Genomic DNA, 13030 nt, shown 5'->3' on the forward strand with positions numbered 1-13030 from the left:
GGCGACGACACCTGCGACCTGAACGACGACAGCGTCGACTGCGAGGGCGGCAACACCGACCCGGACAGCGCCGGCAGCCAGCCCGTCGAGCAGCAGCCGCAGGCTCCCAAGGAGGAACTGGCCGACACCGGTTCCGCCGAGACCACCTTCCTGCTGGTCGGTGCCGCGACGATGATCGCGGGTGGCGTCGGCTTCCGCATGATGCCGCGCATGATCAACCGTCGTACGGCTGCCTGACATCCGTACGTGAGCGTTGCGCCGCGGCGCACATGAGCGACGCACGCAGCGAGGGGCCCGGAACACAGCGCACAGCGCGCGTTCCGGGCCCCTCGTATGTGTATCGGTGTCTACATGCCCTCGATGCCGTGATCGCCGCTCACAACGGGCGGAAGACTCTCGTCACGCAGTGTCACACAGCGCCACTCGACGTTGCGGTCCGTTAGGCGGCGGCCACCCGCTGAGCCACAAGCGCCACCGCGAGCAGCGTCAGCAGCACGGTGAACAGCGCAACCGGCGAAAGACCCGCGAGCGGCGACTCCCGATGCAGGCGCTCACGGTGCGCACGGCAAACGGCGCAGCGCCCCTCACTCACCGGGCCGGCGCAGTTGGCACACACCAGTCGGTCGCATGTCATGCGAACTCCTCCTCAGTCTGCCAACGACACCCCGGAGTCATTCGTTCCCCAAGGGTGCTCCCTTCCACTGTGCCAGCATCCGCGTCCGCACGCAGAGTAGGCAGACAGGTCCGTGCACCGAAGCGAGCGATGTCTGCTTTGCGTCGATAGCGCAGTGACTAAACCCACCAACGAAGGACGCCGACTGCGCACCGTGCACCGGGTCGCGTAAGGTCACCACACCGCCGCCCAGCTGACGCTGGGCGGTGCCCGGGGAGCCGCTCCGCGCGCTCCGCTGCCCCTACCCAGGTCGACGTGGTGTATCCGTGATCCGATTCGACAGCGTTACCAAGTCCTACCCCAAGCAGAACCGCCCGGCGCTCAACGATGTCTCCCTCGACGTCGAGCGCGGCGAGTTCGTGTTCCTGGTGGGCTCGTCGGGCTCCGGCAAGTCCACCTTCCTGCGGCTGATCCTTCGCGAGGAGCGGGCGAGCACGGGTCAGGTGCACGTTCTGGGCAAGGACCTCGCGCGACTCTCCAACTGGAAGGTGCCGCAGATGCGCCGCCAGTTGGGCACCGTCTTCCAGGACTTCCGGCTGCTGGCCAACAAGACGGTCGCCGAGAACGTCGCCTTCGCGCTCGAGGTCATCGGCAAGTCCCGCGTCCAGATCCGCAAGACGGTCCCCGAGGTCCTCGACCTGGTGGGCCTGGGCGGCAAGGAAGAGCGGATGCCGGGCGAGCTCTCCGGCGGTGAACAGCAGCGGGTGGCCATCGCCCGCGCGTTCGCGAACCGTCCCATGCTTCTCATCGCCGACGAGCCCACGGGCAACCTCGACCCGCAGACGTCCGTCGGGATCATGAAGCTGTTGGACCGGATCAACAGGACCGGTACGACAGTGGTGATGGCGACCCACGACCAGCAGATCGTCGACCAGATGCGCAAGCGCGTCATCGAGCTGGAGCGCGGCCGGCTCGTACGCGACCAGTCGCGCGGCGTCTACGGATATCAGCACTGAGCCGATGAGCGGCGGTCGCCGGTGCGACCGGTGCACCTGTGAGCGGCCGGTCTGAACAGTCTGAGCCGTCTGGGCAGTTGAGACAGCAACACACTGAAAGGACGCCATGCGCGCCCAGTTCGTACTGTCGGAGATCAGCGTCGGTCTCCGCCGCAATCTCACGATGACCTTCGCGGTGATCGTGTCGGTCGCCCTGTCGCTGGCGCTCGCGGGCGGTTCCCTGCTCGCGCGTGAGCAGGTCAGCACGATGAAGGGCTACTGGTACGACAAGGTCCAGGTGTCGGTCTATCTCTGCAACGAGAACGACGCGGAGTCCGACCCCAACTGCGCCAAGGGCGCCGTCACCGGACAGCAGAAGCAGCAGATCCGCACGGAGTTGGAGAAGCTGCGGGTCGTCGACAGGGTCTACCACGAGTCCGCCGACGAGGCCTTCAAGCACTACCAGGAGCAGTTCAAGGACTCACCCCTGGCGGACTCGCTCACGGCCGACCAGATGCAGGAGTCGTACCGGGTCAAGCTCAAGGACCCGACCAAGTACCGCGTGCTCCAGACGGCGTTCTCCGGCAGACCGGGAGTGCAGGAGGTACAGGACCAGCGAAATCTGCTGGAGAACCTCTTCAACCTGCTCAACGGCATGAACATCGCTGCCCTGTTCGTGATGGGGCTGATGCTCGTCGTCGCCCTGCTGCTGATCGTCAACACGGTCAGAGTCTCGGCGTTCAGCCGACGGCGCGAGACCGGGATCATGCGGCTGGTCGGTGCCTCCAGTTTCTACATCCAGATGCCGTTCATCCTGGAGGCGGCGATCGCGGGCATGATCGGAGCGGGCTTCGCCTGCGTACTGCTGATCGGCGGCAAGTACTTCCTCATCGACTCCTGGCTCCAGGAGAAGATCGCTCTCATCAACTTCATCGGCTGGGACGCGGTGTTCAAGGTCCTTCCGCTTCTGATCGCGGTGGGTGTCCTGATGCCGGCGGTGGCTGCGTTCTTCACGCTGCGCAAGTATCTGAAGGTGTGACGCACGACGCTGACGCTGTACGGTCAACGACCCGTGCGGCGCCCCCCGTCTGCCCTACACTCCGAATCATGTCGGACTCGTGGTATTCCGCCCAAACCCCCGACAAAGACAGGGGGAGTCCCCGGCAACTGCGCCGAGGGGCGGGTCTGGCACTGGTCTTCGCGAGCGTTCTTGCAACGGGCGCGGCGACCGGTGCCTGGGGTGAGGGTGTGACTTCGTTCGCCGGTCCGTCCGAGGCGGCAGCCGCGGGCGCGTCCACCGCGGACGCCAACTTCCATGGTGTGCACGGCGATGCGAGAGGCAGAGCGGCCAGCACGCGCGGTCACGCCGAACGCGCCGGCAGCGCGAGCAAGGCCGACGAGGCCGAGGCGTTGGTCAGCCGGAGCGGCGACCGCTGGTCCGCCGCCTACACGGCACGGGAGTACGAAGGCCTGCGGCAGACCCTGGACGGCGAGTACGTCGGCGTCGGCATCTCCGTGCAGCGCGAGCGGGACGCGCAGGGCTCTCCCGCCGTCTCCGTCGCCCGCGTCCAGCCCGGCAGCCCGGCAGCGCGCGCGGACATAAGGCCGGGTGACCGGCTGCGGGCGGTCGACGGTGCGGACGTCGCGGACCACCCGGTCACGGACGTGGTGGCGCGGCTGCGCGGCTCCGGCGGAGAATCCGCGGACTCCTCCCCGGTGGGCAGCTCCGTCGACCTCGCACTCGACCGCGAGGGCAAGCGCTGGAAGGAGAAGCTCCAGCGCGCCCGTCTGACGGCCGACGCCGTGACCGTCGAGAGGAAGGGCCACGGGGTCACCCGTATCAAGGTCTCCTCCTTCACCAAGGGATCCGCGGAGCAGGTGCGCGCGGCGGTCGCCGAGGACGCCTCACAGGGCTCCGGGATCCTGCTCGACCTGCGCGGCAACTCGGGCGGACTGGTCAGCGAAGCGGTCGAAGCAGCGTCGGCCTTCCTCAACGGCGGCCTGGTCGCCACGTACGAGGAGAACGGCTCCCAGCGTGCGCTCTACGCCGACGCCCATCCCGCCGCGGGCGGGAGGCAGTCCGCCCGGCCGCTGGTCGTGCTGGTCGACGGCGGGACGATGAGCGCCGCGGAACTGCTGACCGGCGCCCTGCAGGACAGGGGGCGTGCTGTCGTCGTCGGCTCCCGCACGTTCGGCAAGGGGTCGGTCCAGATGCCGCGGGAGCTGTCGGACGGCTCGGTCGCCGAGATGACGGTCGGGCACTACGTCACACCCTCGGGCCGCTCCCTGGACGGGCAGGGCATCACCCCGGACCTGTCCGTGGACGCCCCTCGGGACGCCGCCCATCGGGCCCGCACAGTATTGAGTGGCCTGGAGCCCCGGTCGTAGTGGGAGAATGGCCGGGCTATGGCGAAGACGGACGACAAGAACAAGGGCAAGAGCAAGAAGGCCAAGGAAGCTGGCGGCCGTAAGCTCGTCGCGCAGAACAAGAAGGCGCGGCACGACTACCTCATCCTGGACACCTACGAGTGCGGGCTCGTGCTGACCGGCACCGAAGTGAAGTCGCTGCGGCAGGGCCGGGCTTCGCTGGTCGACGGCTTCGGTCAGCTCGACGGCGGTGAGGTCTGGCTGCACAACGTGCACATCCCGGAGTACGCCCAGGGCACGTGGACCAATCACACGGCCCGGCGGAAGCGGAAACTGCTGATGCACCGGTACGAGATCGACAAGCTCGTCGGCAAGACCCAGGAGACGGGGCACACGCTGGTGCCGCTCGCGTTGTACTTCCTGAACGGCAGGGCCAAGGTCGAGATCGCGCTGGCGAAGGGCAAGAAGGAGTACGACAAGCGTCAGGCGCTGCGGGAGAAGCAGGACCGGCGCGAGTCGGACCGGGCGATCTCCGCAGCCCGGCGGCGTCAGCGAGCGAAGGCGTGAACACGGAGTGTGAGCGGCCGCCGTCGCCCCGTGTCCTGTCTCCCGGGTCTCCCGGTTGCGGGAATACGGGCGCGGAGTAAACGGTTGGCTCAAGGGTGGCCAGGTCACGTACCATGGTCACAGCGCCGCCCCCGCGAGAGCGGGAGCGGGTTGTCAACTCAACATGGGGATGATCGGTTTCGACAGCGGATGTCGAAGCAGGTGAAGCGAGCCGAGGAACGCGGTAATGATCTCGTTAACCATGTGCCGCAAAAAAATAATCGCCAATCAGAAGCGCGATTCCTTCGCGCTCGCTGCCTAAGCAGCGAGTGTGAAGTGTCAGCCCGGGTGCGTTCCCGACCCGGATCCTGGCATCAGCTAGGGAACTCACCGCGTAGGCCCGGTCACGGGGTCTGCCGGGACATCAAACAGTGACTGAGCCCGTCGGAGACTTGTCCACGTGATCTCCGGGGCTGAGAAAATCGAAGTGGACTGCGCTCGGAGAAGCCCTCCTTCCGCTCCGTTGGACGCGGGTTCGATTCCCGCCATCTCCACGAGGTCGAGGGCGAGGTGTGTCCGCGGAAAACGCGGACCGGCTCGCCCTCTTCGTTTTTGCGAGGCTTCGCCTCGCGTGGCGGGGGCTTCGCCACCCGCACCCCCGTTGGGTGGGGGCTGGTGTGTCTGCGGAATACGCGGACCGGCTGGCCCTCTTCGTTTTTGCGAGGCTTCGCCTCGCGTGGCGGGGGCTTCGCCACCCGCACCCCTGTTGGTAGGGGCTGGGGTGGTCGGCGAAGGGGCGGGTTCGCTCGACCTGTCGGTTTGCGGGTTCCTAAGCTGCCCGACCCCTCGGTTGGGCCGGTGTGGCCGCCGCGCATCCCCCTTTTGTCGGCGTCCGCACCAAGGCGTGCACCGCTTCCTCCCACCCCTCTACGAGGGTGGCTCCGGGCGCCCGTTCGTTGTGCCTCCGCGCTTCCGGCGTTGGTGGAAAGGCAGTGAAGGCCCCTTCGACCCTTCGGCCTTTCGTGCTCTGATGGGGGACATGGACCGTACGGACAAGAACCAGGGGCTCACTCTTCCGGCCGAGCTGTACCTGCTCGCCTGTGACATCGAGAAGGAGAAGCTCGGCAGGCGGGAGGTGCTCGGCAACGTGCTGCGCGCGGCCGTGCTCGTCGAGTTGACCGATCGCGGCTGTCTGATCGACGAGGACGGCAAGGCCCACACCGTCGGCGACCGGCGTACCGGCGACCCGGTGCTCGACGACTCGCTGCGCGCCATAGCGGAGGACAGGCGCCCCCGTAAGTGGAAGGCGCTGGTGCAGCTGCACCGCAAGCAGGTCTTCCAGGGGGTGGAGCAGCAGCTCGTACGTGAGCGCATCATCGGCATCGAGCACCGCACTTGGCGCTACGACAAGATCGTGGTCAAGGACACGGGCCTGGCGAAGCGCCTGCGCGCCGAGGCGGTGGAGACGCTGACCAGCGGCCGCCCCGTCGAGGACTTCAGCACCCGGCAGGCCGCGCTGACCGCGCTGGCCGCCCTCGGGGAGCTGCCCAGCGTCGCATCCGGCAAGGAGCGCCGTGAGCACAAGGCTCGCATCAAGGCCCTCACGGAGCGCGCCGGCCAGGCAGGCCCGGCCCTCAAGAAGGCGCTGAACGAGATGGACATCGCGACCATGGTCGTGATCACCGGCGCGGCCACCGCCGCCGGTAACTGACCGCAGCGGGAAGAAGCCGCCCCATGGACGAGGAGCCGAACGGGCGGCTCGGCCCCGGTGACGTGGAGCCGCTGGGGCCCGGCTCGCTGACCTGGAAGTACTTCGGAGACTGGCGCGGAGTGCTGCTGGCCCCCTGGGCAGGCGCGATGCAGAACATGCATCCGGGGCTGGGCGCCGGAGTCGCCGAGCACTCCCGGTTCTTCGAGGAGCGGTGGCAGCGGCTCTTCCGTTCGCTCTATCCGATCGGTGGCGTGGTCTACGACGGCCCGCGGGCGGCGGAGACGGCACGTCAGGTGCGCGGCTACCACAACACGATCAAGGGTGTCGACGAGCACGGACGCCCGTACCACGCGCTCGATCCCGAGACGTTCTACTGGGCGCACGCCACGTTCTTCATGCTCACGCTCATCGTCGCCGACCGTTTCGGGCCGGGCCTGACGGAGGCGGAGAAGCAGCAGCTCTTCGACGAGCACGTGCGCTGGTGGCGGCTGTACGGGATGAGCATGCGGCCCGTACCGGAGAGCTGGTCCGACTTCGAGACGTACTGGGACCGGATGGCGGCCGAGGTGCTGGAGGACAACCGGCCCGCCCGCGACGTGCTCGACATCCGGTACATCGCGAAACCGCCGGCGTTCTCCTGGCTTCCCGACCTGGCATGGCGTGCGCTGCGCGGTCCGCAGGCACGTTTCACCGTCTGGTTCACGGTCGGGCTGTTTCCGGCGGCGGTGCGCGACCGGCTCGGCTACAGCTGGACGGTCCGGGACGAGCGCCGGTTGCGGCGCATCGGACGGCTCGTGCATCACACCTGGCGGCTGGTGCCGTTCCGCTGTCGCTATCACCCGCGAGCACGGGCGGGCTGGCAGCGCGAGGCGGGGCTGCGGGCACAGGACGCCCCTCATGTCGAGTCCCCGGCACGCAACTTGCCCCTTCCCGACGAGCTCGACTCACCGAAGCACTACGTACCGCCGGTGAGCCCGGACGGAGTCGGGAGCAAGACCGGCAAGCGCCTGCGCAGGCGGTGACGGGCAGCTGCCCGCCTGCAAGCACTGCCGCGCGTTCATCGACGGCTGCAACGACCGCGCTCACCCGTGCGTCCGGGACGAAACTCGGTAGCGAGCCCGGGCCCTCACGGACAACATGAGCGCATGAATGACCAACTCGGACGATGGAGCCAGGCAACCGTTTACCCCGACATGTGGGCAGACCCGGACGACGACCCCCGCAACAGCGAAGGGGCCAGTCCGGACGGGGAGCTTGCGACGCTGCAGGACTTCCTGACGAACTACCGCATGACCCTGCGGATGAAGTGCGAGGGCCTGGACGCGGAGCAGTTGGCTCGTCGGTCGGTTCCGCCGTCGACGATGTCGCTGCTCGGCCTGCTCCGGCACCTCTCCGAGGTGGAGCGGGACTGGCTCAACTGGATCAGCGACGGTGATCCGCTGCCGAAGCTGTACGGCGCGCGTGACGCGGACTTCGACGGAGCTGTCGGCGAGCAGGCCCAGGTCGATGCCGCGTACGCCGATCTGGCGCGCGAGCAGGCCGCCACCGATGCCGCACTGGCCGAGCACCCGGATCTGGGTGAGCGTCTGGGGAAGGACCGGATCGCAGTACGGGAGTTGATGGTGCACAGGATCGAGGAGTACGCCCGTCACTGCGGGCAGGCCGACCTGTTGCGCGAGTGCATCGACGGCAGGGTGGGCCAGTGATGAGTGCCGGGGAGCCTGACGCGCTGCCGAAGGTGCATGCCGGATCGCGGTGAACGACGGCCCGCTCGGACTTTCCTCTCCATCCGGCCAGACGGGTGCGGCAGTTGAGCGCGAGAGCGGTACGTCCGGAAGGGCTTGTCCGGTGGCGGGCGGGACTTCGCCGTACGGTTCGTGGGGGCCGTCTCACAGCGCGTCAGCCGTCGGTCGAGCCGGGAGTTCTACGCCGACTTCATGACGCGTACGTCCCGACTCGACTGTGATCCGGGGCAGTTGCTCGTGCTGCCCGGAACGGCCCCTTCGTCATGCCGTCGGAGGCCGGGGCGCGGTCCCGCACGAGGGGTTCAACGAGCTGACGCAGCCCGGGTATTCACGTCAGTTGCCGCACCCGCACCTCGGACTGGGCCTGAACCGTGAGGAGTTGGGCCGTCCTTGGGCCGCGTCGCCGGATCGAGCCGTGGCGGGCGGTGACGGCACTCGGTTCCCCCAGCGCGCTCTCGACACCGCCCGTCGCGTCGTACCGGCCCTGTGCGAGCGAGCCCTTTCCGGGCTGCCTGAACGGTCAGCACCGTGGGCGTACCACGAGTCCCCGCGAGCCGCTACTCCCAGCATGGTGCGGCGGGGTGATCTGAGGGGGCGGCACGGGAGGCCGCAGTGGGTCACCGCGGCCTCGGGTCGGCTGCCATCTGCAGCGCAGCCGGCGTTTGTTTCTCCTGAGGCGTCAAGTGTGAGATATGTGAAGACGATCTTCACCTTTGGTGCTTCGGCTATTCGCACCTCGGGCGGGGCTGCCGGACGGTCGCGAGACGTTTGCGAGACGGGTCTACGGGTCGCTGAACCCCCTGGCTGAGGCGCCGAGTTGATGGTCGAAGCTCAGTGAAAGCTTTGGTTCAGGTTGTGAACGCCTACTGCTCGGGTTGAGCCCATTGGGACTCTATTTGATTACGGTCTTGTCCAATGAGTGAGTAAAAAGCCCGACTAGTCATATCTGCGTCTTCACATCTGCGATACATTTTCTCCTTCAACTAGGAGGGGGCGCGCTCGTACCAGGGTGGGGGGAGCGCGCAGACAGCAATGGCTGAACAATCAAACAAGCCGGACATGCCGGTGTTCGTGGACAGCAGTGGGGGCAGGCGCCGGAAGTGGCGTCAACTCGGCCTGGCGATGGGGGTGGCCGGCGGGGGGTATGCGCTGGTCCTCGCCGTCAGCGTGATCGGGGGGAACTCCGATGCGCCGTGGGTTCTGATTCCGGGTGCGTCCGATGAGAAGTCGGACTCCGTGCGGGTCGTTCCGCAGAGGGGCGACGCATCGGACGAGGCCGCTTCGGTGACGGACGCGGAGGCACGCCTCCTCGGCGAGGAGCCCTCAGGATCGGCTTCGGCGACGGCCGGCAAGAAGGCGGGCAAGGCGGCAAGTTCGGCCGGTGTCTCGCCCACCGCCGGGAAGTCCGCGGGCGCGAAGGCGAAGGCGAAGCTCGTCGGCGACACCAACGGCACGACCGCGGGCGGCACCACCGCAGGCGGCAGCAGCGCGGGCGGCAGCACTGGGGGCACCGCCGCGGGCGGAGCCACCGGGCAGACCGGCGCACCTCCCACCGGAGGAAATCCGCCTGCCGTTCCGGGCGACGGGGGTGCGACGGGATCGACTGAAGCACCCGCCGAGCCCGACCCCGATCCTTCGACCCCGACGGACGAGGGGCTGCTCGGCGGCATCCTCGGTGGCCTTCTCGGCGGTTCGGCGGCAGACGGAGCATGAAGTCTGCCTCTGCGGGCAGCCGGAGGCGCCGGCTGCCGCTCCGCTATCTGCTGCCTTCGATCCTTCTTGTCGTGGTCGTGGTGATGCTTCTGCTGCGCGGGTACGTGCACAGCGAATTCCTCGCCGACCACCGTGTGCGCCCGGCTGCGGGCACGAGTTCGGTGCCCGAGAAGGTGCTCAGTGGCGGACCCGTGCTCGACGCACGTGGCGACGAGCCCGTGAGCCACCGCGTACCGGACCACAAGATCGTGCTGACCTTCGACGACGGCCCCGACCCGGAGTGGACGCCGAAGATCCTCGACAAGCTCGCCGAATACGACGCGCACGCCGTCTTCTTCGTCACCGGCACCATGACGTCACGCCACCCCGAACTCGTGCGGCGCATGGTGGCCGAAGGGCACGAGGTCGGGCTGCACACCTTCAACCACCCCGACCTGTCCTACCAGTCGGCCTCCCGCATCGACCGGGAGCTGGCCCAGAGCCAGCTGGCGCTCGCGGGCGCGGCGGGCATCCGCACCTCGCTCTTCCGGCCGCCGTACTCCTCGACCGTCGACGCCCTCGACGACAAGTCCTGGCCGGTGACCCGCCAGATCGCCTCCCACGGCTACCTCAGCGCCTTCATCGACACCGACAGCAGGGACTGGGCACGCCCCGGCGTCGACGAGATCGTGCGATTGGCCACGCCGCAGCAGTCCGGCAAGGGCGCGATGGTCCTGATGCACGACTCCGGTGGGAACCGTTCGCAGACCGTTGCGGCCCTGGACCGTCTGCTGCCGCGACTTCAGGCGCAGGGTTACGCATTCCCGCATCTGACCGAGGCGTTGGGCGCCCCGAGCCCGCACACCGCCGTGCACGGCCTGGACCGCTGGAAGGGATACGCCTTCGTCGCCGCGGTCGGGGTCTCCGAGCACGCCATGAGCGTCCTGGTCGTGGCGCTGGCGATCGTGGGCGCCCTGGTGATGGCGCGGTTCGTGCTGATGCTCGTCCTGTCGGCAGCGCACGCGCGGCGAACGCGCCGCCGCGGCAGGGGCAACCCCTGGGGGCCGCCCGGTTCCGGACGTGTCACCGAGCCGGTCACCGTCCTGGTACCCGCGTACAACGAACGCGAGTGCATCGCCAACACCGTCCGGTCGCTGATGAACAGCGACCATCCCGTCGAGGTGATCGTCATCGACGACGGCTCGACGGACGGCACACCGGAGATCGTGGAAGCGCTGCGCATGCCGGGCGTGCGCGTAGTACGCCAGCCCAACTCGGGCAAGCCCGTGGCGCTCAACACCGGTCTGCAGCACGCCTCGTACGAGCTGATCGTCATGATGGACGGCGACACGGTCTTCGAGTCCACGACGGTGCGGGAGCTGATCCAGCCCTTCGTCGACCCGCGCGTCGGCGCGGTCGCCGGCAACGCCAAGGTCGGCAACAGGCACAAGCTGATCGGCGCGTGGCAGCACATCGAGTACGTGATGGGCTTCAACCTCGACCGCCGCATGTACGACATGCTGCGCTGCATGCCCACCATCCCCGGTGCGGTGGGCGCGTTCCGGCTCAGCGCGTTGAGGCGGGTCGGCGGCATGAGCGACGACACGCTCGCCGAGGACACCGACGTCACGATGGCACTGCACCGGGACGGCTGGCGCGTGGTGTACGCGGAGAAGGCGCGAGCCTGGACCGAGGCACCCGTGACCGTGAAGCAGCTGTGGTCGCAGCGGTACCGGTGGAGCTACGGCACCATGCAGGCGATCTGGAAGCACCGTCGAGCAGTGGTGGAGCGCGGCCCTTCCGGGCACTTCGGCCGCGTCGGGCTGCCGCTCGTGTCCCTGTTCATGGTGCTCGCCCCGCTGCTGGCACCGCTCATCGACGTCTTCCTCGTGTACGGCCTGGTGTTCGGGCCGACGCTGCGTACCGCACTGGCCTGGGCGGCCGTACTCGCGCTGCAGGGAGTGTGCGCGGCCTACGCGTTCCGGCTGGACCGCGAGCGGCTGACGCCGCTGCTGACGCTGCCGCTCCAGCAGCTGCTGTACAGGCAGTTGATGTACGTCGTGCTGCTGCAGTCGTGGATCACGGCGCTGACCGGCGGCCGGCTGCGGTGGCAGAAGCTGCGCCGCACGGGGCAGTTGGAAGCAGCACCTCTCACCCCGCAGGCCGTTGTCCACGCCGTCCCGGTGCAGGAGCGGGACGCCAGAGAACAGAGTTCCGCCGCATGACCGCCGGGGCACGGACGGCGACTTCACCGGATGCGTCCGGCAGCGTCGTCACATCCCGAGCGTCGGACGGCACCGGCACACGTCAGAGTGTGCCGGGCCGCGACCGGTACCTGGACCTCCTGCGGGCCGTCGCCCTGGTGCGCGTCGTCGTCTACCACACCTTCAGCTGGGCCTGGCTGACGTTCCTCTTCCCTTCCATGGGCGTGATGTTCGCGCTCGCGGGGTCCCTGATGGCCAGGTCGCTGGGACGGCCCGCCCTCGGCGTCGTGCGCAGCCGCATAAGGCGCCTGCTGCTGCCGCTCTGGCTGTACGGGGCGCTGCTGGTGACGCTGCTGTTCGTACAGGGATGGCGGCCGGGCCACGGCGTGGGCGGCTGGCTGCGGCTGGCGTGCTGGCTCGTGCCCGTCGGCAGCCCTCCGTACCCCGAACTGATCGGCGACGGCGGGGGCCTGCTGGACGACACCTGGGCCATGGAGGCGGCCGGTCCGCTCTGGTACCTGCGGGCGTACCTGTGGTTCGTCCTGCTCTCCCCGCTGATGCTGCGCGCCTTCCGGCGGCTGCCCTGGGCGACGCTCCTGGCTCCGCTCGTGCTCACCGCGGTCGTGGGAACCGGTCTGATCAGCATCCCCGGCGAGACGGGCGAAGCCGTCACCGACTTCGCGGTGTACGGCGCGTGCTGGCTGCTGGGATTCGCACACCACGACGGGCTGCTGCGCCGGCTGCCGATGTCCGCCGTGCTCGCCACCTCGTTCGTCACGATGGCGGCAGGCCTGTGGTGGGCGAGCGGTCACCCCGGCGAGGAGGGCTGGGATCTCAACGACATCCCGCTCGCCCAGGCCCTGTGGTCCTTCGGCTTCTGCCTCCTCCTGCTGCGCATCAGCCCCTCGTGGAAGCATCTGCCCGGACCGCTGCACCGGCTGGACAGACCGGTCACGCTCGCCAACTCCCGTGCCGTCACGATCTACCTGTGGCATCAGCCGGCGTTGATCGCGACGATTCCGCTGCTGGACCTGCTCTGGCGGATCCCGTTCGTGGAGAACTCCGAGCGGATCTCGGAGCTGCTGGAGAACTCGTACGACGGCTTGGTCTTCGTCGTGGTGTGGCCGCTGCTGGCGCTGCTGATCGCCGCCTTCGGC

12 protein-coding genes and 1 other RNA gene are annotated in these 13030 nt (G+C 68.5%); 12 read left to right on the top strand and 1 reads right to left on the bottom strand.

From position 1 onward, the window contains the following. On the top strand, window positions 1-237 hold a 237-nt coding region (locus tag H5J26_RS21735; protein ID WP_181767607.1), incomplete at its 5' end, for an LPXTG cell wall anchor domain-containing protein. Window positions 238-439: 202 nt separating this feature from the next. Here H5J26_RS21735 and H5J26_RS21740 read toward each other — a convergent pair. Further along, window positions 440-634, bottom strand: a complete 195-nt coding sequence (locus H5J26_RS21740) for a hypothetical protein (protein WP_181767608.1) — start codon at window positions 632-634, stop codon at window positions 440-442. A 305-nt stretch (window positions 635-939) separates the two neighbouring features. Here H5J26_RS21740 and ftsE point away from each other — a divergent pair, with 305 nt between their 5' ends. From ftsE to H5J26_RS21795, 11 genes are all read left to right on the top strand, one after another. Beyond that, window positions 940-1629, top strand: coding sequence for a cell division ATP-binding protein FtsE (ftsE, locus tag H5J26_RS21745; RefSeq protein ID WP_181767609.1), 690 nt, complete (start codon window positions 940-942; stop codon window positions 1627-1629). 106 nt (window positions 1630-1735) lie between these two features. Further along, on the top strand, window positions 1736-2647 hold the full coding sequence (gene ftsX / locus H5J26_RS21750; protein WP_181767610.1) for a permease-like cell division protein FtsX: 912 nt from the start codon (window positions 1736-1738) through the stop codon (window positions 2645-2647). Window positions 2648-2799: 152 nt separating this feature from the next. After that, window positions 2800-3996, top strand: a complete 1197-nt coding sequence (locus H5J26_RS21755; RefSeq protein ID WP_235980903.1) for a S41 family peptidase — start codon at window positions 2800-2802, stop codon at window positions 3994-3996. 18 nt (window positions 3997-4014) lie between these two features. Beyond that, on the top strand, window positions 4015-4542 hold the full coding sequence (gene smpB, locus H5J26_RS21760) for an SsrA-binding protein SmpB (RefSeq protein ID WP_181767612.1): 528 nt from the start codon (window positions 4015-4017) through the stop codon (window positions 4540-4542). Between the two features lie 165 nt (window positions 4543-4707). Further along, window positions 4708-5078, top strand: a transfer-messenger RNA (tmRNA) gene (gene ssrA / locus H5J26_RS21765). Between the two features lie 473 nt (window positions 5079-5551). Next, on the top strand, window positions 5552-6232 hold the full coding sequence (locus tag H5J26_RS21770) for a GOLPH3/VPS74 family protein (RefSeq protein WP_181767613.1): 681 nt from the start codon (window positions 5552-5554) through the stop codon (window positions 6230-6232). 23 nt (window positions 6233-6255) lie between these two features. Next, window positions 6256-7254, top strand: a complete 999-nt coding sequence (locus H5J26_RS21775) for an oxygenase MpaB family protein (protein ID WP_181767614.1) — start codon at window positions 6256-6258, stop codon at window positions 7252-7254. A gap of 123 nt (window positions 7255-7377) precedes the next feature. Then, the gene (locus tag H5J26_RS21780) at window positions 7378-7938 is read left to right on the top strand and encodes a DinB family protein (protein WP_181767615.1); all 561 of its coding nucleotides are present in this window, start codon (window positions 7378-7380) and stop codon (window positions 7936-7938) included. A gap of 1071 nt (window positions 7939-9009) precedes the next feature. Then, window positions 9010-9690: a hypothetical protein gene (locus H5J26_RS21785; protein WP_181767616.1), complete on the top strand. Its 681-nt coding sequence runs from the start codon at window positions 9010-9012 to the stop codon at window positions 9688-9690. Further along, the gene (locus H5J26_RS21790; protein WP_181767617.1) at window positions 9687-11894 is read left to right on the top strand and encodes a bifunctional polysaccharide deacetylase/glycosyltransferase family 2 protein; all 2208 of its coding nucleotides are present in this window, start codon (window positions 9687-9689) and stop codon (window positions 11892-11894) included. The genes H5J26_RS21785 and H5J26_RS21790 overlap by 4 nt, the downstream gene beginning before the upstream one ends. Continuing rightward, the coding region (locus H5J26_RS21795; RefSeq protein ID WP_181767618.1) for an acyltransferase family protein at window positions 11891-13030 on the top strand (1140 nt) is incomplete at its 3' end. The genes H5J26_RS21790 and H5J26_RS21795, both read left to right, overlap by 4 nt.

The organism is Streptomyces albidus (ex Kaewkla and Franco 2022) (assembly GCF_013870515.1).
GTDB lineage: Bacteria > Actinomycetota > Actinomycetes > Streptomycetales > Streptomycetaceae > Streptomyces > Streptomyces albidus.

What these genes read in the sequence shown, in the direction of transcription:
- H5J26_RS21780 (WP_181767615.1), top strand. Translation starts at nt 7,378, where the DNA reads ATGAATGACCAACTCGGACGATGGAGCCAGGCAACCGTTTACCCCGAC.
- H5J26_RS21775 (WP_181767614.1), top strand. Translation starts at nt 6,256, where the DNA reads ATGGACGAGGAGCCGAACGGGCGGCTCGGCCCCGGTGACGTGGAGCCG.
- H5J26_RS21790 (WP_181767617.1), top strand. Translation starts at nt 9,687, where the DNA reads ATGAAGTCTGCCTCTGCGGGCAGCCGGAGGCGCCGGCTGCCGCTCCGC.
- H5J26_RS21770 (WP_181767613.1), top strand. Translation starts at nt 5,552, where the DNA reads ATGGGGGACATGGACCGTACGGACAAGAACCAGGGGCTCACTCTTCCG.
- ftsX (WP_181767610.1), top strand. Translation starts at nt 1,736, where the DNA reads ATGCGCGCCCAGTTCGTACTGTCGGAGATCAGCGTCGGTCTCCGCCGC.
- H5J26_RS21740 (WP_181767608.1), bottom strand. Translation starts at nt 634, where the DNA reads ATGACATGCGACCGACTGGTGTGTGCCAACTGCGCCGGCCCGGTGAGT.
- smpB (WP_181767612.1), top strand. Translation starts at nt 4,015, where the DNA reads ATGGCGAAGACGGACGACAAGAACAAGGGCAAGAGCAAGAAGGCCAAG.
- H5J26_RS21785 (WP_181767616.1), top strand. Translation starts at nt 9,010, where the DNA reads ATGGCTGAACAATCAAACAAGCCGGACATGCCGGTGTTCGTGGACAGC.